Source organism: Pantoea sp. SM3640, from assembly GCF_015654165.1.
Taxonomy (GTDB): domain Bacteria; phylum Pseudomonadota; class Gammaproteobacteria; order Enterobacterales; family Enterobacteriaceae; genus Pantoea; species Pantoea vagans.
Genome location: NZ_CP064872.1, coordinates 2,788,506 through 2,807,460, shown reverse-complemented (window position 1 = coordinate 2,807,460; position 18,955 = coordinate 2,788,506). Strand labels below are relative to the sequence as shown.

At 54.5% G+C, this 18,955-nt stretch carries 22 protein-coding genes and 1 tRNA gene; 14 read left to right on the top strand and 9 right to left on the bottom strand.

Annotated elements, in window-relative coordinates; genetic code table 11:
* Nucleotides 1-13 precede the first annotated feature (13 nt).
* Together ybcJ and folD are read right to left on the bottom strand one after the other, a co-directional pair.
* Nucleotides 14-226, bottom strand: a complete 213-nt coding sequence (ybcJ, locus tag IV493_RS13135; RefSeq protein WP_013357050.1) for a ribosome-associated protein YbcJ — start codon at nt 224-226, stop codon at nt 14-16.
* Nucleotides 227-1,093 (bottom strand): bifunctional methylenetetrahydrofolate dehydrogenase/methenyltetrahydrofolate cyclohydrolase FolD, encoded by an 867-nt coding sequence (folD, locus tag IV493_RS13130; RefSeq protein ID WP_033782248.1) that lies wholly within the window; start codon nt 1,091-1,093, stop codon nt 227-229.
* Between the two features lie 173 nt (nt 1,094-1,266).
* Here folD and IV493_RS13125 point away from each other — a divergent pair, with 173 nt between their 5' ends.
* The 3 genes from IV493_RS13125 (at nt 1,267) to IV493_RS13115 (ending at nt 2,610) form a co-directional block, all read left to right on the top strand.
* Nucleotides 1,267-1,770, top strand: coding sequence for a DUF1198 family protein (locus IV493_RS13125; protein WP_195857267.1), 504 nt, complete (start codon nt 1,267-1,269; stop codon nt 1,768-1,770).
* A 94-nt stretch (nt 1,771-1,864) separates the two neighbouring features.
* Nucleotides 1,865-1,941, top strand: a tRNA-Arg gene (locus IV493_RS13120).
* 345 nt (nt 1,942-2,286) lie between these two features.
* The gene (locus IV493_RS13115) at nt 2,287-2,610 is read left to right on the top strand and encodes a hypothetical protein (RefSeq protein WP_195857266.1); all 324 of its coding nucleotides are present in this window, start codon (nt 2,287-2,289) and stop codon (nt 2,608-2,610) included.
* Here the strand turns inward: IV493_RS13115 and IV493_RS13110 are convergent.
* The 3 genes from IV493_RS13110 to IV493_RS13100 all read right to left on the bottom strand — a co-directional run bounded on the left by IV493_RS13110 (nt 2,607) and on the right by IV493_RS13100 (nt 4,303).
* Complete coding sequence (locus IV493_RS13110) at nt 2,607-2,759, bottom strand: hypothetical protein (protein WP_195857265.1); 153 nt, start codon at nt 2,757-2,759, stop codon at nt 2,607-2,609. The two genes, IV493_RS13115 and IV493_RS13110, sit on opposite strands and share 4 nt — an antisense overlap.
* A 477-nt stretch (nt 2,760-3,236) precedes the next feature.
* Nucleotides 3,237-3,770, bottom strand: a complete 534-nt coding sequence (locus IV493_RS13105) for a DUF2778 domain-containing protein (RefSeq protein ID WP_195857264.1) — start codon at nt 3,768-3,770, stop codon at nt 3,237-3,239.
* 206 nt (nt 3,771-3,976) lie between these two features.
* Nucleotides 3,977-4,303, bottom strand: coding sequence for a SymE family type I addiction module toxin (locus tag IV493_RS13100; protein WP_195857263.1), 327 nt, complete (start codon nt 4,301-4,303; stop codon nt 3,977-3,979).
* A gap of 514 nt (nt 4,304-4,817) precedes the next feature.
* Between IV493_RS13100 and ddpX the strand changes: the two genes are divergently transcribed.
* Entirely contained in the window at nt 4,818-5,399 is a 582-nt protein-coding gene (gene ddpX, locus IV493_RS13095) for a D-alanyl-D-alanine dipeptidase (protein ID WP_195857262.1), read from the top strand.
* 172 nt (nt 5,400-5,571) lie between these two features.
* On the opposite strand, the gene IV493_RS13090 is transcribed toward ddpX, so the two are convergent.
* The gene (locus IV493_RS13090) at nt 5,572-5,808 is read right to left on the bottom strand and encodes a DUF2171 domain-containing protein (RefSeq protein WP_013357057.1); all 237 of its coding nucleotides are present in this window, start codon (nt 5,806-5,808) and stop codon (nt 5,572-5,574) included.
* 341 nt (nt 5,809-6,149) lie between these two features.
* On the opposite strand from IV493_RS13090, the gene IV493_RS13085 reads away from it, so the two are divergent.
* From IV493_RS13085 to IV493_RS13065, 5 genes are all read left to right on the top strand, one after another.
* Nucleotides 6,150-6,746: a DUF1349 domain-containing protein gene (locus tag IV493_RS13085; protein WP_195857261.1), complete on the top strand. Its 597-nt coding sequence runs from the start codon at nt 6,150-6,152 to the stop codon at nt 6,744-6,746.
* Nucleotides 6,747-6,842: 96 nt separating this feature from the next.
* Complete coding sequence (locus IV493_RS13080) at nt 6,843-7,862, top strand: DUF481 domain-containing protein (protein WP_095707577.1); 1,020 nt, start codon at nt 6,843-6,845, stop codon at nt 7,860-7,862.
* 101 nt (nt 7,863-7,963) lie between these two features.
* Entirely contained in the window at nt 7,964-8,929 is a 966-nt protein-coding gene (locus IV493_RS13075) for a magnesium and cobalt transport protein CorA (RefSeq protein WP_013357061.1), read from the top strand.
* 108 nt (nt 8,930-9,037) lie between these two features.
* Nucleotides 9,038-9,169, top strand: coding sequence for a hypothetical protein (locus IV493_RS13070; protein ID WP_013357062.1), 132 nt, complete (start codon nt 9,038-9,040; stop codon nt 9,167-9,169).
* Nucleotides 9,170-9,436: 267 nt separating this feature from the next.
* Nucleotides 9,437-9,670: a hypothetical protein gene (locus IV493_RS13065; protein WP_195857260.1), complete on the top strand. Its 234-nt coding sequence runs from the start codon at nt 9,437-9,439 to the stop codon at nt 9,668-9,670.
* Between the two features lie 7 nt (nt 9,671-9,677).
* On the opposite strand, the gene IV493_RS13060 is transcribed toward IV493_RS13065, so the two are convergent.
* On the bottom strand, nt 9,678-10,574 hold the full coding sequence (locus IV493_RS13060; protein ID WP_195857259.1) for a lipid kinase: 897 nt from the start codon (nt 10,572-10,574) through the stop codon (nt 9,678-9,680).
* A gap of 168 nt (nt 10,575-10,742) precedes the next feature.
* On the opposite strand from IV493_RS13060, the gene IV493_RS13055 reads away from it, so the two are divergent.
* From IV493_RS13055 to IV493_RS13045, 3 genes are all read left to right on the top strand, one after another.
* On the top strand, nt 10,743-11,015 hold the full coding sequence (locus IV493_RS13055; RefSeq protein ID WP_013357065.1) for a cupin domain-containing protein: 273 nt from the start codon (nt 10,743-10,745) through the stop codon (nt 11,013-11,015).
* A 12-nt stretch (nt 11,016-11,027) separates the two neighbouring features.
* Entirely contained in the window at nt 11,028-11,453 is a 426-nt protein-coding gene (locus IV493_RS13050) for a DUF4186 domain-containing protein (RefSeq protein WP_195857258.1), read from the top strand.
* Between the two features lie 138 nt (nt 11,454-11,591).
* On the top strand, nt 11,592-11,909 hold the full coding sequence (locus tag IV493_RS13045) for a hypothetical protein (protein ID WP_033731819.1): 318 nt from the start codon (nt 11,592-11,594) through the stop codon (nt 11,907-11,909).
* 64 nt (nt 11,910-11,973) lie between these two features.
* Here the strand turns inward: IV493_RS13045 and IV493_RS13040 are convergent, their stop codons facing one another.
* Complete coding sequence (locus IV493_RS13040; protein WP_013357068.1) at nt 11,974-13,212, bottom strand: AI-2E family transporter; 1,239 nt, start codon at nt 13,210-13,212, stop codon at nt 11,974-11,976.
* 352 nt (nt 13,213-13,564) lie between these two features.
* Here IV493_RS13040 and IV493_RS13035 point away from each other — a divergent pair, with 352 nt between their 5' ends.
* A complete protein-coding gene (locus IV493_RS13035; RefSeq protein WP_195857257.1) occupies nt 13,565-13,894 on the top strand; it encodes a hypothetical protein in 330 nt (109 codons plus the stop codon).
* A gap of 14 nt (nt 13,895-13,908) precedes the next feature.
* On the opposite strand, the gene IV493_RS13030 is transcribed toward IV493_RS13035, so the two are convergent.
* The gene (locus IV493_RS13030; protein ID WP_195857256.1) at nt 13,909-17,670 is read right to left on the bottom strand and encodes an NAD(P)-binding protein; all 3,762 of its coding nucleotides are present in this window, start codon (nt 17,668-17,670) and stop codon (nt 13,909-13,911) included.
* A gap of 578 nt (nt 17,671-18,248) precedes the next feature.
* Here IV493_RS13030 and IV493_RS13025 point away from each other — a divergent pair.
* A complete protein-coding gene (locus IV493_RS13025) occupies nt 18,249-18,941 on the top strand; it encodes a YetF domain-containing protein (protein ID WP_013357072.1) in 693 nt (230 codons plus the stop codon).
* Nucleotides 18,942-18,955: the final 14 nt, after the last annotated feature.

The window sequence follows — 18,955 nt, the reverse complement described above, 5'->3', positions numbered from 1 at the left end:
GGACGCCCGGGAATTACTCGACGACAGTAATGCGAAAACCGGCAAATTCCACGGTCTGACCGGCAACGATCTTGCAGCGCTTGCGGGTCTCTACCGCGCCGTTGACCTTCACTTCACCCTCGGCAATCACGACTTTCGCCTGTGCGCCGCTCTGAACCCAGCCTTCCAGCTTCAGCAGGTCACACAGATCGACATGCGGGAATTTACCCAGTGAAAAACTTGCCATTTAAACGTCCTCTTTATCGTGAAACTCTTCGCACGCCTGCAGCGTGTTTTGAATCAGTGTTGCGACTGTCATCGGTCCGACACCGCCCGGTACCGGGGTAATGTAAGAAGCGCGCTCTGATGCGCTGTCAAAATCAACGTCGCCCACTACTTTGCCGCTGTCCAGACGGTTAATGCCCACGTCGATAACGATGGCACCGGGTTTAATCCAGTCGCCCGGAATAAAGCCTGGCTTGCCCACCGCAACGACCAGCAGATCGGCATGCTCAACGTGATGGCGCAGATCTTTGGTAAAGCGATGAGTCACGGTGGTGGTGCAGCCCGCAAGCAGCAGCTCCATGCTCATCGGACGACCCACAATGTTAGACGCCCCGACCACCACAGCGTTCAGGCCGTAGGTGTCAATGTTGTAGCGCTCCAGCAGCGTCACGATACCGCGCGGGGTGCAGGGACGCAGGGTTGGCGCACGCTGGCACAGGCGGCCAACGTTATAAGGGTGGAAGCCATCGACATCTTTATCCGGCGTGATGCGCTCCAGCACCTTCACATTATCGATACCCGCTGGCAGCGGCAGCTGCACCAGGATGCCATCGATTTCGTTGTCCTGATTGAGCTTATCGATCAGCTCCAGCAGCTCAGCTTCGCGGGTGGTGGCAGGCAGATCGTAAGAGCGGGAGTGGAAACCGACCTCTTCACAGGCGCGGCGTTTGCTGGCCACATAGATCTGCGATGCCGGGTTTTCACCCACCAGTACCACGGCCAGACCTGGCGCACGTTTTCCGGCGGCCAGACGCTGCTTCACTTTGTCCGCAACCTCAACGCGCACCTGCTGCGCAATCGTTTTACCGTCAATAATTTTTGCTGCCATCAGAGAGGAAATCCACTGTGTTGTGTTGAATCGGGGAAGGGGGCTATTTTGTCAGAAGCGCGGCGCGCTGTCAGTCACAGTTTCAGCCGCGTATGCGCTTTCCGGCTTTTTCGTCGCGACGAGTGCCTGCCTGCATGCGTATGATATCTGCAGGACAATCCGGGGACGATGTAATGATTTGGATAATGCTTGCTACTCTGGTGGTGGTGTTTGTCGCTGGATTTCAGCTGCTCACCGCTGGCTCACGCCATGCCGCTCAGCGGCTCAGCAAACGGCTGCAGCTGCCACCGGTACAGGTGGAATCAATGCTCTCTATGATGGGGAAAGTGGCGGCGAAAGAGTTTACCGACTATCTCAGCAGCGATAATGAAACGCATCTGCATAACGGTGCGGCGGTACTGCTGATCTGGCAGGTGTTAATTGTTGACGGCAGCGAGGAGAACAGCCAGCGCTGGCATGCCATTCTCAGTCGTGCCGGTTTTCCACCGCTTATCAGCCGCCAGCAGTTGCTGCTCGCGCTGGGCTTTCTGCGCCAGCTGGAGCCGGACAGCCAGGAGCTGCACGCACTTCATGAGCAATACAATGCGCGTTTCACATCACAAGGGATTGAGCTGGAAGGAGAATTTACCGGCACCAGCAAACTCGTGTCGCTCAGCGAATGGCGCAGGCGTCACTGACGCCAATTGGTTATTACCGCAGCACTTCGCTGCGGTGAAACGGCAAAAACGTTGACGTACCCGCTTCCCGACGTATAATCCGTGCCATCTCCATGCGCCCTTAGCTCAGTTGGATAGAGCACCGGCCTTCTAAGCCGTAGGTCACAGGTTCGAATCCTGTAGGGCGTACCAAATTCTCTTCTGCATTGCATCCCGAGACTCACTTTTGCTTAACTCTCAGAAGCATACCTCAACGTTTTACTCTTATTCTTCTCCACGAAATTAATTGTCATCAGTACTTTCATGGCGTTTTGAACAGGTCTTTGATTTTTCGAGGCTTATAATGTGCTTGTTGTTTATCCTGCTGTTTATATTGAGCGCTATTATATTTTGCGCTTTAGGATTTCAGCTTGATGTTCAGGCAGAGCCTGCAAAAGTGAGGAAACATTGATACCAGAGCAAGCCAGTTGGTTAGCATGCGCCGGGTTCACTGTGCTATATTTCGCACGTATCGCAACGTCATTCAGGATGAATCAGATGAACGAATTTGAGCAAGAACTTTATGATAACGGCTTCTCTGCTAAAGACATTGGTAAGCTCAAAAGCATTATTAAAAAAGACGAGTCAAAAAAAGATACACTCCAAAGTCTTGTGATTGATCTGAGTAAACGCTTCTGGGGCGGAATGATTGCCCTTGTTATTTTGACACTGGTTGGATTAGATGGCATTTTCAATGCAGATGCTTCAAATGCCATTCCATATATTATTGTTCTGACGTTTGCATTCTTTGTAGTCTATTTTGTCACCCCTCTGAATCTGGCCTGGAAAGCGAACAGGTTTATCAGAAAAAACAGAGGTTAGTTTTGTGCGGGGCTATTTTTCATTTGATAAAGTTTTAAACCTATTCCAGCCCCATTATAGACTGATCCAGCGCCTTTTAAAGCAAGTGCTAATCTACTCATACCCTGAACTTTGCGATCATGAGCAGTTGGCAGATATTTGTATAACATCCAGACTTCTGACTTCAAAGTCAGCTTGCATAATATGATATACCTGCCTGTCTGAATACTGGACGCCATTCAGTGTTTAAAACGCAGCTCATCTTCCTGACGCTTGCCGTTGTCGTTCCCTCATCATTCATTTAAAAAGCACAAGCCAGCGAGTCTTCTTCTCAATGGCCAGGCCCAACACCTTACTGGCACCATAAACCACCGTGTGTTAAGCCCCTAAGGTACTTCTGATGGCCCGTAGATGATGAGCTTCTTGAGTGTCGCTTTATTATCGTCGGTTGGCTTTGCGATAAAGCCAGACACCAATAAAGGCTGGCAGCAGAGAAAAAACTGCTTTAAGTACAAGCACGGTGAATTCGAAACTATCCATAGCGCTTTCACCATCACCACTGATATGGCCTTCAACCAGTGATCTGATGAAACCTTCAGGTATGAGTATCCAGGAGGCGGATAGTATTACAATAAATATCAGTATTTTCATCGAGCGACACACTTTGTGAAATCAGGAACACCACGAACATCAATGCGGCCATATGCTAATAAACCATGACTACCTGGTACGACGACTTTTTTCCTCCGCAACAACGAACTGCGTAAAGTCTGGAAGTCAGTTGAGCGATAGAAGGTTATGCATCCCCATGATACGCCGGAACCGTCAGTATTAAGTGGGTGAAGCCTGAAGCTGCCGCGCTTTACGCCATTAACAAAAACGTAATCGCTCATGGTTTTTGCGCTGTACAGACCGAACCATTCGGAGTGGTGATTCCGGTACATATGGGCCAAATCAATCAACTCTGCGCGGGCACGATTTAGCAAACTGCCTTCTGGCCTGTCTACGATCCAGTACGTTCCTGGCGGAATGGCGGCCTTCTCAATGTCAGAACAATCTGGATTGTTTATATACCGTTCGATATCAGACAAAATATCAAAAGAAACGACACCATAGCAGTTTAGCTTCACACGTTTTCCATCACTGGAAAGTTGACCATAATCCATCATGCATATTTGCATCGTAAGGCTCCTGGTATCAATTCACAGCCCATTCATGCTGCTTCTGGCGGGTTACTCAAATGTCTCTTCCGGTCACTGATTTTTAAATCAGTCTGGCTTCGTTTATATTGCTACACCCAGCATCCTGTAGTCACCGTTCACCGGCAATCATAAATAAGCTATCTGCCGCCTCTAACCAGAAGCGGCATCCTTTCACCTCAACGCCATTAACCCGCAACCACACCCGACAACGCCAGCACCTGCTTCTTTTTCTTTGCAGGCAGCTTGTTCAGCTGCGCTAACGCGTTAACCAGTTGTTCATCGACAGGCTCGGGTGGCTTCACGGTCAGCACGATACGGCCCTCTGTGACACTCACCTCAACTTCGGTGCCGGTGGTGAATCCGGCGGCTGCCAGCCACTGGCCTTTCATAATGATCGACGGAATACGGATATAGTCAGGATACCGGCTGGCGTAACCCACGGTTAATTTACGCCGGGTAACGGAAGGGTCTTCTGGATTTAAACCAACTGCATTACACTCTGACTCAGTCATGATCTCTATTCCTGTTAAATAGGATTGTGATTAGCGATTCAGGGGTGCTCCAACACCTCTGGATCGCGCTAAATACCTGTACATATAATCAACTAATGCGAATAAATTCCAGTTGAAAATCGATGCAAATCAGCGAGTTTCCTCACAGTTAAAACGTTATTATTTGCGGCACAGATCGCAAAATAAAGTAATTAATCGCTGCACTTCATGTGAAGTAAAAGTGATAAAGGATTCGAATTTTCTGGAGTTGAAATATTGCCTTTCATCTGACTGTAATTATTTATAAAACGCTATAGTTCCAGAATTCAGCTAACTGATTATTTCGCCTGTACTCATCTCTCAAGCCTTTAAACCTGCCAGCCAGAATTCTGAGTAAACAAACTGCCACACCACGCCCGGACTCAAAATGTCACAGCACCTTTTTTTCCTCCCGCCGCAATGCCATGATAGCCGCCTCATAACTATCCTCTCCGGCCAGCCCGCCACAGAGCACATAAACAGGGAGCACTCCGTCATGGAAAGTAAAAATCTTGTTGATATTGCTGAGGCCTTTCCTCAGTCAGCCATCGATCTGAAATACGCCACCGCCGACAACCTGACCGGTCAGCCGATCTACCGCGACGCACGCTGTCTGCTGCATGTTGATGCGGCAAGAGCGCTGGCGAAAAGTATCGATATTGCAAACGTGGCGGGCTATTCGCTGCTGATCCTCGACGCGTACAGGCCACCTGCCGCGCAGGCAATTCTGTGGCAGGCCTGCCCTAATCAGGATTATGTTGCACCGCTGACGCGCGGATCAAACCACAGTCGTGGTACGGCGGTAGACGTGACGCTGATTGACGAGCAGGGTGAAATCGTGGATATGGGCACCGGCTTCGATGAGATGAGTGAACATTCCCATCCTTATCATCCTGCGGTGCCACTTCAGGCACAGCGCAACCGGCTGATGCTTAATGCCATCATGCTGGGTGGTGGCTTTACCGGTATTGCAACCGAATGGTGGCATTTTGAATTACCCGGTTCAGAAAGTTATCCGCTGATCGACGGCGTATTTGGCTGTTATTCCTCACCGCAGGCAGAAAATATCAGCCTGTGAGAAGACATAACAGTTTTGGTATATCTGTTGAGAGGAATGCAGAAAGCGGTATTCCTACAGATGAGCAGAAGGGCAGAGCGATAAAATAAGCGGGTTCGGGCAGTGTGATAACCAAAAATAGCGTAACGTGCAGAAATAGAAATAAGCCGTGGCAGGTGCCACGGCTAACGCTTTATGCAGACTGCCACTCGCTTTCGACATCCGCTTTAGATTTAGACAGGATGACTTTATTATCATCAACGTCTTTCACCCAGCTGAATGGAATAATGTGGTGCTTGCCGCCTGCTTCAGGATCGCTTTTCGCCAGCTTGATTTTGTCGTCGCCTTCGAAATGGTCAACAATCCCGACGTGTTCGCCATTCACATCAACAACCTGTGCGTGATCCAGAATCTCTGATTTATCTACCATGTTGACTTAATCCTTATGTTTGATGAGTTCAGTTGCCCTCAGACAGAACAAGCCTGGTTGTTAATCGCGGTTTGCGCCAGGCAATTAACAAAATGAAATAGTTAAGCCGACTGGACCTGAACGCGGTTATTTGTTTACGCGACACGAAAAAACGAAACCGCTAACCGATCCCGATGTTTACAGTTTCGGGTCTGCTCAGCTAAGCACTTTCCACTCCGGCATGTTCAGATTTGCCGCGATCCTCTCCGGCTGTTTCACCAATCAACGCTATGATAATCAGGCCTGTCGCCGCGCCCGGGTCTGCCTGAACGCAGCGATTTAACTCACATAAAGGAGTGCCTATGTCTGCAGTCAGCTCACTGACCACCGAAGGCGGCGTCTGGATTAATCAGCCGCCGGTACACAGTCTTGATGGCGATACGCTACAGTTCGAAACCGCGTTAAACAGCGATTTCTGGCAGCGCACCTGGTACGGCTTCGAACGGCATAGCGGCCACGCTTTTGGCTTCTGGGTGGAAAATGATTTTACCGTTCAGGTGCAGGTGAGTGCGGACTTCAGCCAGCTCTACGATCAGGCCGGTCTGTTTATTCAGGACAGTGAAACGCACTGGGTTAAAGCGGGCATTGAGTTTAACGATGACCAGCCTGCCATCGGTAGCGTGGTCACGCGTGAGTGTTCTGACTGGTCTACCGGTGTATTCCCTGGTGATGCGCGTCAGTTCTGGCTGCGCGCCACGCTGGAAAAAGGGGCGCTGAGAATTCAGTACTCCACCGACGGGCTGACCTGGCCGCTGTTGCGACTCTGCCCGTGGCCAGGTCAGGCGCGGCGTTTTGTCGGCGTGATGGGCTGTTCGCCTGAACGCGAGGGGCTGGCGATCCGTTTCAGCGACTTCACGCTGGGTCCGCCATCCGGCAAAGCCCTGCACGACCTTTCCTGACTTCATTGCATATCATCGCGGAATCAGCTTAATTGTCAGGTCCGAATTTGCGGTGACGCGTCGTCCATACCGAACGACGCCTTTACAGGGAAAGCTATGCGTTGCGCCATCTTACTGACCCGGCTGCTGGTCATCTTCTGCTGTACCGGATGGGCAGAGCAGGCCGCAGCCGATACCGTCTGGCTGAATAATGGCGATCGGCTGACCGGCACGATCCGTTACCTCAGCGACGGCAAGCTGGCGATTGAGACACACTACGCGGGCACCGTCACCCTGGCGTGGAATGCGGTCAGTACGCTCGCCAGCGACAATCCGGTTAATGTCGAAAACAAAAAGACCGGCGAACACTATCAGGTGCGGCTCTCTTCGTCCGATCCCGGTTATGTCTGGGTGGAACGCAATGAGCAGGAGCAGCAGGTCTCCGTCAGTCGCATCGATGAGTTTATGAAAGCCAAAGTCCGCACCGATCAGCTCGCCTGGACCGGCAACATCGATGCGGGCGTGAAGGTCAAAAAAGCCTCCACCAAGACCGACGACTACAGCTTTGCGCTCAACACTAAACTGAACCAGGGCAAATGGCGGCACGATATCGGTGCGACCTACAATCGCGAGCAGGAAAACGCGAGCATCAACACCAATAACTACAGCCTGCGCTACGCCTTCGACTATCTGGTCAGTGAGCAGTTCTTCTGGCAGACCCGCGCGACCTACAAGCGCGACTGGGTAGAGAACCTCTCACGGCAGGCGCTGCTCGGCACTGGCCCGGGTTATCAGCTGTGGGACACTGAACTCAGTTCCTTCTCACTCTCGCTGCTTGGCGGTGCCTTTGAGTATGGCTACAGCGACGATCGCGAAGAGCGGCACTTTGGCGGCTCGCTGCGCTGGAACTATCAGCGCTATCTGCTTGGCAAGTCGGTCACGCTTTACAGCAACGGCGATGTCGGTCACTCACTGGATGATGACGGAGTATTTATGCTGGATGCCGAAGTCGGGATGCGTTACAGCCTGACCTCCTGGTCAACGCTGCACCTTGGCTATCATCGCAATCTGGTCAGCGGCATTCCCGATACCCTTAACGAAGGCATCTTCTCAACCGGATTAGGCCTGAAGTGGTAACCCGCTGATAGTGGAGTCGCAGCAAATCCTTACTGTTTTTATCCGGTTACCGGCCCGGCTTTGGCTAAGCTGCATGTACTGTCACAACGGGAATGCAGAAGATGATCGTAAGCAGCAGGGTTTATCGTCCTGGAAGTGCGGGCGAAGAGGTCGACGTCGAAGATATCAGTGAAGTGATCAAAGAGCCGGAAGCGTTTATCTGGCTCGGGCTGTGGCAGCCAGACGCTGAATTTATGGCGAAGATTAAAGAGGAGTTCGGCCTGCACGAACTGGCGGTTGAAGATGCGCTTAATGCCCATCAGCGACCCAAAATCGAACATTACGGTGACTCACTGTTTATCGTGGTCAAGACGGTTTGTGCAAAGGATGACAGCTGCGAACTGGGCGAAACCCACTTCTTTGTCGGAAAAAAATTCCTGATCAGCATCCGTCATGGCGCATCTGAAAGCTATACACCGGTGCGGCAGCGGGCGTCTGAAAATCCGGCGCTGCTGAAGCTTGGCCCTGCCTGGCCGCTCTACTGCCTGCTTGATTTCATTGTTGATCGTTATGCCGCGCTCTCCACCTCACTGAATGAGCGGGTGGGGCAGATGGAGAACGATCTCTTCACCAGCGAATTTGACCGTAAGTCGGTCCAGTCAGTCTACACCATGCGGCGTCATCTGCTGTCACTACGCAATGCAGCGCTGCCAGTGGAAGAGATCTGTAACCAGCTTATCCACCTGCATGAAGATCTGATCCCGCGTCCGCTGCGCGCCTATATCCGCGACGTGCAGGATCACGCCCGCCATGTGGTCACCGACGCGGAAGATATGCGTGAGATGCTGACCAGCGCCATGCAGGTCAATCTGGCGCTGGTGACGGTGCAGCAGAATGAGGTGGTCAAAAAGCTGGCGGGCTGGGGCGCGATCCTGGTGATCCCGACCGTGGTGTTCAGCATGTACGGCATGAACTTCGAACATATGCCGGAGCTGAAGTCGCTGTATGGCTATCCGCTGGCGGTGGGGCTGACGCTGCTGGCCTGCGGCGGGTTGTGGGCTAAACTGCGCCGATCGGGCTGGCTGTAATCGTCGTCAGGCAGCATTGGATACTGAGACGTTTGGCGCAATTCTGAAACTGCGCCTTTGCGCTACGATTAACGTAATGATGGGTTTCCGTTCCTGATCCGCCTGAAGATGACCGGCATCAGTCCTGACGATGTGCTGGAAGCGGCGCGATCCGGTCCGGGGCTGGAGCGGTTCAATCAGATTAAATATGCGGTGCTGGAGGTTAATGGCCATATCTCGATTATTCCGCAGACTGATTAGCCGGGCGCTGGTTATAGCCTCTGACCGAAAAGGATTCACCTACGTCAGCGCCTCGGTTAACAGGAGGCGCTGGCATGATTTACCGGCATTTGCCTGTCAGGTCAGGCTCCAGGCACCGCAACGATGCTAACCGTTTAACGCTGCGCTTATTCTCCCGCTTCCCTTGTAATCCTGTGGATTTAGTTCAGACTCAGCACTCCACTCATGTTTTATTATCAGAGCTGGCCTGACCCCAATCAGCGTTATGCTTGTATAGTCAGGATCAAAGTGAATGAATTTAATCGTTTTATCTTCTATCCGGTTACCGGCTGGCATATTGGCCCCTTAAGCAATCATAAGGCGCTGGTCCTGCAGTTCAGCTACCTCGACCCTGAGGCCTCCCGCGAGCAGGCTCCGCAGGAGACGCTCTTTCTTGGCCTGACCATTGAGATGGCAAAAAAACTGGTCAGCAACCTCTCTAAACAGATCGAATACGCCGAAAATAATGTCGCTAAGCATTAATCCTGCGTTATCTGACAGACTGACCGGCGGGTGCATAAACCCGCAGCGCACGGGCGAGCAGGCGAAAGTGCGCGGGTGTCTGACCGATAATCTCGCCATCTGCATTGATATAGTGAGGACGACGCGTCTCAATGGTCAGTTCCGTGGTGCTGAATGCCCGCACGTTGCGCCAGCGGCCATGGGTGCCGCGCCGCAGAAAGGGCAGTAGCGCAATCAGCTGCCAGCTATGCTGCAACTCCAGGCTGTAGACATCCAGTAGCCCATCGTCGGGTGCTGCGCGCTGTTCCACTGTCATGCCACCGCCGTAGAAGCGCCCGTTGCCCACCGACACCTGAACCGTTTTGATTGGTATCCGCTGACCCTGATGCACCAGCGTGGCGCTGAACGGACGGCTCTGCCGCAGCAGCCGTAAAGCCGCCAGGGCATAACCGCCCACACCCCAGCGTTTTTTCGATTCCGCCGTAAGGTTATGCGCCAGCTCGGCCGAAAAGCCGATGCTGGAGACGTTGAGAAACAGGTGCTGATTCACTTCCCCCAAATCTACGGCGCGCAGCTGTCCATCTGCGATAATTTTCACCGCCTGTTCAAGGCTGGCGGGAATGCCCAGCGTACGGGCAAAATCGTTGGCGGTGCCCAGCGGTAAAATGCCCAGCGGCAGGCCGGTCTGCATCAGTCCCGGCGCGGCCGCGTTAAGCGTGCCGTCGCCACCGCCGACGATCACCGCATCGACGCGACCGGCATACGCCGCGATGAGCTGGCTGTAGCTGCGGGTCTCATCCTCGTCCGGTTGCAGCAGGGTGAAGCCAGCCTGAGCCAGCAGCGTCTGCGCCCGACTGGCCTCAATACGCCCTTTACGTGAGCGCTGATTAATCAGCAACAGAGCCGTTCTTTGAGGGTAAGACATACTTTTACATCATCCTGCTGTCAAAATGGGGAACGAGACGGCAAGTACAGCATCGGCCTGACCCGTGAACAACCCTGTTTGCGCGACTTTACGTACCCGTTCCATGCCATAAGCGGCGATAAAGATCGTCTACACTGCTTAGGATCAGTTCCATATTGAGGCGTTGCGATGACAGAACACGAATTCAGAAAATTGTTAGCCGAACAGGGTTTTGATGAGCCACTGCTGATTGAGCGTGCCGCATCAGCCCGGCTTGATAATCACGTCCATCCTTTTGAAGCGCTGGCCCTGATTCTCACGGGTGACATCACTATCAGTACCGAGCAGGGCGATACCACTTACTCTCCTGGCGAGACGTTTCACCTGCAGCCGAATGAACTGCATCGCGAAGCGTTCGGACCACAGGGCGTCAGCTATCTGGCAGGGCGTAAATATGAGTAACCGGCAATCAGTATGAACGTGTCTGACGACCTGTTTACCCGGCTGGCACGTTCGCCGTTTCGTCAGCGCTTTCGCCTGGGACGCGCTGAGTACGATTATGCGAGCAGCAAAGGCGAGCCGGTTTTGCGACAGCACGCCGCTGAGTTTGTCGCACAGCGACTGGCACCTGCTCAGCCGGAAAATGATGGCAAACAGACGCCGATGCGCGGTCATCCGGTGTTTATCGCCCAGCACGCCACCGCGACCTGCTGTCGTGGCTGTCTGAGCAAGTGGCACCACATCGGGCAGCATCAGCCGCTGAGTGCTGAGCAGCAGGAGTATGTCGTGACGGTGTTACTGGCGTGGATCACCCGGCAGATGCAGCAGCCCGCACCCCCTGCTCGCGTAAGCCGGACTAAGCCGAAACCGGACGACGATCCGCAGCTGGCGCTCTGGTAATGGATAAAAAAGCTACAGTCAGCGGATTTTTCTGGTGAAAACTGGCCCTTTTTCATTCCTGGTTTATTCTTAAATCTTTCCTGGGAAGGCTATGCCAGGATTAAAACCTACACGGCAACGATGAATACAGAGGGAATTATGAAGAAATCAATTATTGCACTGTCTGCTATTTTGCTGGCCTCGCCAGTATTTGCTGCTACTACTACCGATAACACCGTTGCGGAAGCGCATAAAGGCGCTGACACCGCGAAAGAAAAACTGCATCAGACCCAGAATGAAGGCAAAGAGCTGAAGCTGAAGTCTGAGCACGCCGCTGAAGGCAAAAGCCACACCACCGGTAGCAAAATCACCGAAGGTGCTCAGAAAGGCTGGCACAAAACCAAAGAAGGCACTGAAAAAGGCTGGGATAAAACCAAGCAGGGTGCTGAAGATCTGAAAAACAAAGCGACCAACTAAGACGCTGGTTTTCAGGTAAAAAAATAACCCACCGAAAGGTGGGTTTTTTTATGGCTGAACCGAATTACGCTTTGTTTTCCGCCGCCTTTCTTTCTGCGGCTTCTCTTTCCGCCGCCGCTAACGCCGACACTTTAATTTCCGCTTCAGCGGCCGCATCGGCTGCCGCAGACGCCGCTTCAGCTGCAGCTTCTGCGGCTGTCTCTGACTGCTTTTTGCCTTCTTCGATCACTTCTTCGTCAATGACTTCGATGTTTTCGCGGTTATCGCGACCGGAGAGCAGGTTCCAGCAGGCGATAAACAGCGCGGCAATCACCGGACCGATCACGAAACCGTTGATGCCGTAAATCTCCATCCCGCCCAGCGTGGCGATCAGAATCATATAGTCCGGCATCTTGGTGTCTTTGCCGACCAGCAGCGGACGCAGAATATTATCCACCAGACCGACAATCACCACGAAGAAACCAACCAGGAACAGCCCTTTCCACAGTGCGCCAGTGGCGAAGAAGAAGATCGCCGCAGGTACCCAGATGATGGCGGAACCGACCGCCGGAATCAGGGAGAGGAACGCCATCAGCGCGCCCCACAGCAGGCTGCCGTCGATGCCGGTAAACCAGAAGGCCAGCCCGCCGAGAATACCCTGCACGATACCGACCACCACCGTACCTTTCACCGTCGCACGCGCCACGGCAGCAAACTTCACCATCAGGTGATGCTTCACGTAGGTGGAAAGCGGCAGCGCTTCCAGAATCAGATGCACCAGATAGGAGCCATCTTTCAGCAGGAAGAACAGCAGATAGAGCATGATGCCAAAGCCGACGGTGAAGCTGAACGTCCCTTTACCGATGATAAAGGCGCTGCCCGCGACATACTGACCGCCCTTAAGCGCAAACGAGGAGAGCTTCTGCTGAATCTGTTCGGCATTATCCAGATTATTTTCAGCCAGGAAATGCTTCGCCCAGCGCGGCAGATGCTGCAGCAGATCGGCGAACACGGCCGGGAACTGCGATGAGTTGGTCTGCAATTTGTGATAGACCGCGTTGGTTTCAACCACCAGCGAGGAGGCGATAATCGCCAGCGGCGTGAAGACAATCAGGCAGATACAGAACAGGGTAATTAGCGCGGCCACGCCGTTGCGGTCACCCAGTCGGCTGCGCAGCCAGGTTTTCAGCGGATGGAAAATCACCGCCAGAATTGCCGCCCATAAAATCGGCGAGAAGTAGGGCGAAAGCACCTCGAAAAATGCGACGGTGGCGATAGCCAGAATCAAAATGAAAAACCCGATGTTCAATCCTTTAAAACGCATGGAGAAACCTCATCTGGAACAAACTCTGATAAACCCGACGCGCAAATTTGCTGTGTCCGGCTTCGCTTGCGCGGCAGCCTCGTCACAAATTAACGCTCAGGCTTTGCTCGTTAAATGCTGCTGCTGGCAGCATCATGCTGGCTAACTGTTTGAAAGGTCTTGCAGAAGTGATGAACGGGTAAGGTGCGTTCGCTGCGTGACTTCCGGTCGGTAGCGGGCTGCCTCTGACGGCAGCGCGCTGAATCCTACATTAGCGTAGCGGTTTCGACCATTATTGGTAGGTCAGAGACTCATGTTCCCGGTGTATGCTGCCGATAACATTATTAAGTGAGCAAAAAACAGGCAGTGAGAAATGAGTAAACAGAGAGTCTTAGTGGTGCTGGTGACGCTGGTATTGACCGGCTGCGCGACCAAGCATTATCCACAGGCGGCTGCGGTGACGCCGCAAGAGACAGCGACGCTGAACTGCAACGCCCTGAATCAGGAGCTGGTCAAAGCGCACGGCGTGCAGAGTGATATCGAGCAGACCGGCCAGTTTAATGCCCTGACCGTGCTGGGCTTTGTCGGGGATTTCGGACTGGGCAATGGCATTGCAAAATACAATGCCACCCGGAAAGCGGAAAATCGGGTCACTGCGTTGCAGTCACTGAAAGCCGCAAAGTGCAGCCAGCGTCTTTCATAACGGGCTGCGTCAGATCAGCCAAGCGTCCCTGCGCTGACATGTTGCAAACGGACATTTTCGGCCGCGCGTTTACCGGCCAGGAAGGCGTGATCCGAGTTGTAATATTCCCACTCGCTGTAACGACCCGACAGATGGATATCCTGAGTCAGCAGCCACTGGCGGATCAACGCCACGTTATCGCTGCGCGCATGGTCATAGACCACGTAGGCGTAAGGCATATCAACCTCAGATGCGCAGAGCAGCGGATCGTCCGCGGTGATCATGCCGACCCGGATGCAATCCTGACGGCAGCGCTCAATCAGCGCATCACCCTCCAGCGGCAGCGGATTAGCCGCGTTGTAGGTAATTTCACAGGTTAAGCCGAAACCGCCCGGCGGATTGCAGTGCGGACTGGCATTACCCTGCACAAAGATGCGGTGAAACAGCGTATCGCCAGGGTAGTAAATCCAGTGTTTTTCAGTGAGGTCAGCCCGGCCAATACCCAGATTCACACAGCGCACCGACACAAACTGCAGCTGCTGTGCCGCCAGCTGGACGCTCTCCGGTACCTCATCACCCATCAGCTTAATCAGCTCCGGCAGCGGCATGGTGCTGATCAACTGCTCATACCGGTAGTGGCGACCATCCGCCAGCAGGGCGACATGCGCCTGCGGGTAGATGCGCGTCAATGTTGTATCGGTCTCCAGCGTGCATTTCAGGTGCGGTAAAAATCCTGACATCAGTGCCTGGAAGCCACCGCGCAGCGGATAGCCGAAACGGGCGTTGGGGCCGACTGGTTTCGCCAGCGGTTGCAGCGCACCATCGATGATCTGTGACAGATCGGGCAGCGGCACGCGTCCGCCGAGCCATGAGGTTTCCATGTCGGTCAGCGGCACTTTCCACAGTTTCTGGTTGTAAGGCAGGGCGAAATGCCGCGCGATGCCTTTACCCCAGGTGCGCATAATAAAGTGCTGGAAATCCTCTTCGCCCTCCACCACGCTGGTGCTGCTGCCCTCATCGGGGATTGCGCCATCCGCACAGCAATCCCGCCGCGCACGCGCCCGATCCAGCGGCACAGCGGCGACGGCTGTTTCGCCATAGCGCGCTTCGATAGCGCCCAGCACGCACTCTTTTACCACCTCGACCGGCAGGCCGTGCAGCGCGGACTGGAAGGGATAGCGGGTATAAACACCGTCGCTGTAAACCCAGGCCTCGCGCGCCTGCCAGTGCAGATTGTCGCCCAGCAGCATCTCATAGAGCTGCAACACGTAGGGATCCTGCGAGAACATGATGTGACCGGCATAGTCGAAGGTGAACCCCTGATCGTCAATCGAGCGGCACCAGCCGCCTGGGGTGCTATTTTTCTCCAGCAGCACTGCGCCTTCGCCATAGTGATACCCGGCGCTCAGACCTGTCGGTCCGGCGCCGATAATCAGGCAGGGCACCGCGTCGCTCTCCAGCATCGCTGGCGTTAAAGGCATGACGTTAGCCTGCGCGCGGGTCTGGCTGGCTGACTTCAGAGCAGACTGACGCTGCGTCAGCGCCTGCTGGATCAGGCCATGTATCTGCTCTGCGGTGCGATCCCAGGAGGTGACATCGACTTTTGCCTGCATCCGTCCCGCCAGCGCCAGCCTTTCTGCGGCACTGATTGCCATTGCCTGTTCACAGGCGGCAATAAATTCCGCATGCGTCTCTGCTACCGCCACTTCCTCTGCGTAGTGGCGCGCCACATCGACAATGGCAGTACTGACAATCGGCAGCTGCGCCGCCATATACTCCAGCACCTTGGTCGGGGAGATGTAGCGGGTCGAAGCATTGATGGCAAAAGGCATCAGACAGACATCCCAGCCCGCCAGAAACTGCGGCAGAGCCTGATACGGCTGCTGACCGAGCCAGTGAATATTGGCGCGCTGCGGCAGGCTGGCGGGATCAATTTTCACCACCGGTCCGACCATAATTATCTGCCATTCGGGATGGCTGTCTGCCAGCGCGGCTATCAGCGGCAGGTCAATACGCTCATCCAGAACGCCGTAATAACCCAGACGCTGCGACGGAATGGCATCCTGTAACGGATGACGATTCGTGCGATCGCGCGCCTGTTCAAAATGAATGGCATCAACGCTGCTGGGGAAGCAGTAAACCTGAGCGTGTTTATCACGCTTCGCTTCATAGAGGCTGGAGCCGCCGGTAAAGACCAGATCGGCGCGGGTCATGAGCGCCGATTCGCGCTGCTGCAGCTGGCGCGGCGCATTCTGGAAGGCCGAAAGCTCATCCATACAGTCGTAAATTACCAGTGCCGGATCAAAAGGCGTCAGCAGCGGCAGTGCCATTGGCGTATAGAACCAGATCAGCGGCTGATCGTCCTCCTCCAGCAGCGGCGTCAGCAGCAGCAGCAGCGGGGCGATCTGGCTGTCGTGAAAGCCGGGCGCGTCGCTGTCGGTATGTGGCTGGATCACCGTGATATTGGCGGCAGGCGAACTCTGATGCAGGCCTGGTGGCCCTGCCTGCCAGACCGGCTCCTCGACAAACAGTACGCGATAGTGCTGTGCCAGGCGAGTCAGTAGCTGCTGCGGACGCTGAAAAACAAAACCCCAGCGTAAATGGCTGAAAACGATGAGAACAGGTGGTTTCATGGTGTGCTCCTGGCTGGGATGTTGTAGGGACTGGATGTGCTGCAAAAAGCGCTGCGCCTGACGCAGGGCGTCGGCATAAGGCTGCTGTAACTGACGGGCGTAAGGATCGGCGCCCAGAAGATCGAGATCCCACAGGCCGCTGCGGGTCCAGAAGGTGGTTTCCTCCCACAAGGGACGATCGAGAATCGGATAGAGGCAGATGCCGAGCAGATCAGCGCCCGCCAGCTGCGCCTGTGCAACCTGTGTGGCGATCTCACGGATCCAGGCGCCGCGGCCGCTGCCGACGTGGCTGGTTTCCGCCAGCAGCAGTGGCCGCTGATAACGCTGCCAGACCTGCAGCAGCAGCTGATGCAGCGGCTGGCGTCGACTGTCGCCCAGATGCCAGTAAAGCCGCCGGTTTGAACCCTGTTCCCACTGGTTGTCGTGGTAGTAATTCACGCCAATCAGATCGAGATAGCGGGGTGCGCCGCCCAGCTCCGGATTACGGCGACCACTGAGCATGTCCCATGCCTGATACTGGGTGTCACACATCTCACGTGCCAGACGGCCGCTGTCGGGATCGGCGGGATCGGGCGCGATATGGATCAGCGGATCGCAATGCAGCACACGGGCACGCGGATCGGCCTGCCAGATCGCATCACAGGCGGCCAGGGTAGCGCGTACCAGCTGCCGCTTGGCGACATCTGCCCGCTCCGGCTCCGGGATCGCCTCACAGGGGAACAGCCCGACCGAGATGCCCCAGCTGACAAAGGAGATCTCATTCATCGGAGAGTAGATCGGTGCCTGCTGATACCAGGGCGCCAGGAAGCGGGCCAGTGCGCCACAGAAGGCAGCGAAACGGGGGATAAAGTCGTGATCAAACAGGCTAACGCCCGCGGGCCAGCCGTAGTGACAGATTGTCCAGCTCAGCTGAATACCCTGCTGCTCTGCGGCCTGCATCCGTGCAGCGACCGTGGAGAAGTCATAGCGGCCGTCGCGTTCACATAGCCGCCAGCCGACGCTTTCCCGCACGGTGCGAATGGCAAAGGGGCTCAGTGCTGCATAATCTTCTGCCGCCCGCGCCTGATGCTGGTTCAGATCGTTCATCGACAACGCAAAACCGGCCGGATTGATATGATCGGCACCTTCATAGCCGGCCTGCCAGAAACTGGAAAAGGGCGTCATGGCATCTCCCGAAAAAAAGCAACACGCTTCCCGCTGACGAGCCGTTGTGAAACGGGTCAGGGCGTTACAGGTATGCAAAGCAGATTGGCGATCCTTGCCATAAGCCACAGACGCTAAATTGCAGGCAACAGAGCCTGTGGCGGTTTGGATGCGTGAGATAGCAGAACTAAACGTGCGGCGCTATCGGCAGGAAAAAGAGTGGCTTCTCTGAATGTTAACGGATTTTGCGGAAGCCTTACTGGAAAGTATAGACAGGGAGGGATGCTTCGCAAATTATTGAAGTGAAAAGGAAAAAGCGTAGCGGCAAAAGTCATCCACTCAGAAACAGGAATTTTTCACTATTGTCTGTGCTGTCGGGTTGATAAGCGCAGCGTGAAGCGCGTCAGCGTTATTTTCAGCTTTGTTAACCTTTTCCTCAACATGCAGAGCGGTCAGACTTACCTGTTTTAACGTTACTGCTTCGCTTGCCTTTTAACGGGCTGGCGGCAAGATTGACTTATTACTGGCCTGAATCTGCGGGCGATCAACAGGCGGCGGGTTAAGCGGCGCGGCTCTTAAAACAGGATGTTTAACCGACTATGTTCTCATTCGACTGGCACCGTTTTTTACTTAACGATCAACCAGCCACCTTTTTATTTGAAGTGGTGGCGCGGGTTCTGATCGCCTATCTGGTGGTTTTTACTTTTCTGAAAGTGTCAGGACGACGCGGCGTACGTCAGCTGTCGCTGTTCGAACTGGTGGTGATTCTGACGCTGGGTTCTGCGTCCGGTGACGTCACGTTTTATGACGATGTACCGGTGCTGCCGGTGATTATGGTGTTTGTGGTATTGCTGGCGCTCTACCGCCTGACCACCTGGCTGACGTCACACAGTCCGCGCTTTTCACGGCTGATTCAGGGCGACGTCATTACCCTGATTAAGGATGGCCTGTATGTGCTGGAAAGTCTGGATCAGCTGAATATTTCCGAAGATGAGTTCTATATGGAGTTGCGCCAGAGCGGCGTAGAGCATCTGGGGCAGATCCGGCTGGCGCTGGTGGAAGTCGATGGTCAGCTCAGCCTCTATTTCTATGATGATGACGAGATGCGCGCCGGATTAAGCGTGCTGCCGCCAGAGCACCGACAGGATTACAGCACCGTGCCGGTCAGCGCGCTCTACGCCTGCACCCATTGTGGCCAGACGCAGAGGATAGAGGCGGAGCAGCAGGCCGTCTGCCCGCGTTGTCAGCGACAGCGCTGGTCTGCGGCACTGAGCGTACGTCGGCTGCATTAGCTGCCAGCGCCAGC

Coding starts and splice junctions, on each gene's coding strand:
- IV493_RS13050 (WP_195857258.1), top strand. CDS start 11,028: ATGAACGTGTCTGACGACCTGTTTACCCGGCTGGCACGTTCGCCGTTT.
- ddpX (WP_195857262.1), top strand. CDS start 4,818: ATGGAAAGTAAAAATCTTGTTGATATTGCTGAGGCCTTTCCTCAGTCA.
- IV493_RS13115 (WP_195857266.1), top strand. CDS start 2,287: ATGAACGAATTTGAGCAAGAACTTTATGATAACGGCTTCTCTGCTAAA.
- IV493_RS13125 (WP_195857267.1), top strand. CDS start 1,267: ATGATTTGGATAATGCTTGCTACTCTGGTGGTGGTGTTTGTCGCTGGA.
- IV493_RS13060 (WP_195857259.1), bottom strand. CDS start 10,574: ATGTCTTACCCTCAAAGAACGGCTCTGTTGCTGATTAATCAGCGCTCA.
- IV493_RS13025 (WP_013357072.1), top strand. CDS start 18,249: ATGTTCTCATTCGACTGGCACCGTTTTTTACTTAACGATCAACCAGCC.
- IV493_RS13045 (WP_033731819.1), top strand. CDS start 11,592: ATGAAGAAATCAATTATTGCACTGTCTGCTATTTTGCTGGCCTCGCCA.
- IV493_RS13110 (WP_195857265.1), bottom strand. CDS start 2,759: ATGTTATACAAATATCTGCCAACTGCTCATGATCGCAAAGTTCAGGGT.
- IV493_RS13100 (WP_195857263.1), bottom strand. CDS start 4,303: ATGACTGAGTCAGAGTGTAATGCAGTTGGTTTAAATCCAGAAGACCCT.
- IV493_RS13085 (WP_195857261.1), top strand. CDS start 6,150: ATGTCTGCAGTCAGCTCACTGACCACCGAAGGCGGCGTCTGGATTAAT.
- IV493_RS13030 (WP_195857256.1), bottom strand. CDS start 17,670: ATGACGCCCTTTTCCAGTTTCTGGCAGGCCGGCTATGAAGGTGCCGAT.
- IV493_RS13035 (WP_195857257.1), top strand. CDS start 13,565: ATGAGTAAACAGAGAGTCTTAGTGGTGCTGGTGACGCTGGTATTGACC.
- IV493_RS13090 (WP_013357057.1), bottom strand. CDS start 5,808: ATGGTAGATAAATCAGAGATTCTGGATCACGCACAGGTTGTTGATGTG.
- IV493_RS13075 (WP_013357061.1), top strand. CDS start 7,964: ATGATCGTAAGCAGCAGGGTTTATCGTCCTGGAAGTGCGGGCGAAGAG.
- folD (WP_033782248.1), bottom strand. CDS start 1,093: ATGGCAGCAAAAATTATTGACGGTAAAACGATTGCGCAGCAGGTGCGC.
- IV493_RS13055 (WP_013357065.1), top strand. CDS start 10,743: ATGACAGAACACGAATTCAGAAAATTGTTAGCCGAACAGGGTTTTGAT.
- IV493_RS13080 (WP_095707577.1), top strand. CDS start 6,843: ATGCGTTGCGCCATCTTACTGACCCGGCTGCTGGTCATCTTCTGCTGT.
- IV493_RS13040 (WP_013357068.1), bottom strand. CDS start 13,212: ATGCGTTTTAAAGGATTGAACATCGGGTTTTTCATTTTGATTCTGGCT.
- ybcJ (WP_013357050.1), bottom strand. CDS start 226: ATGGCAAGTTTTTCACTGGGTAAATTCCCGCATGTCGATCTGTGTGAC.
- IV493_RS13070 (WP_013357062.1), top strand. CDS start 9,038: ATGACCGGCATCAGTCCTGACGATGTGCTGGAAGCGGCGCGATCCGGT.
- IV493_RS13105 (WP_195857264.1), bottom strand. CDS start 3,770: ATGCAAATATGCATGATGGATTATGGTCAACTTTCCAGTGATGGAAAA.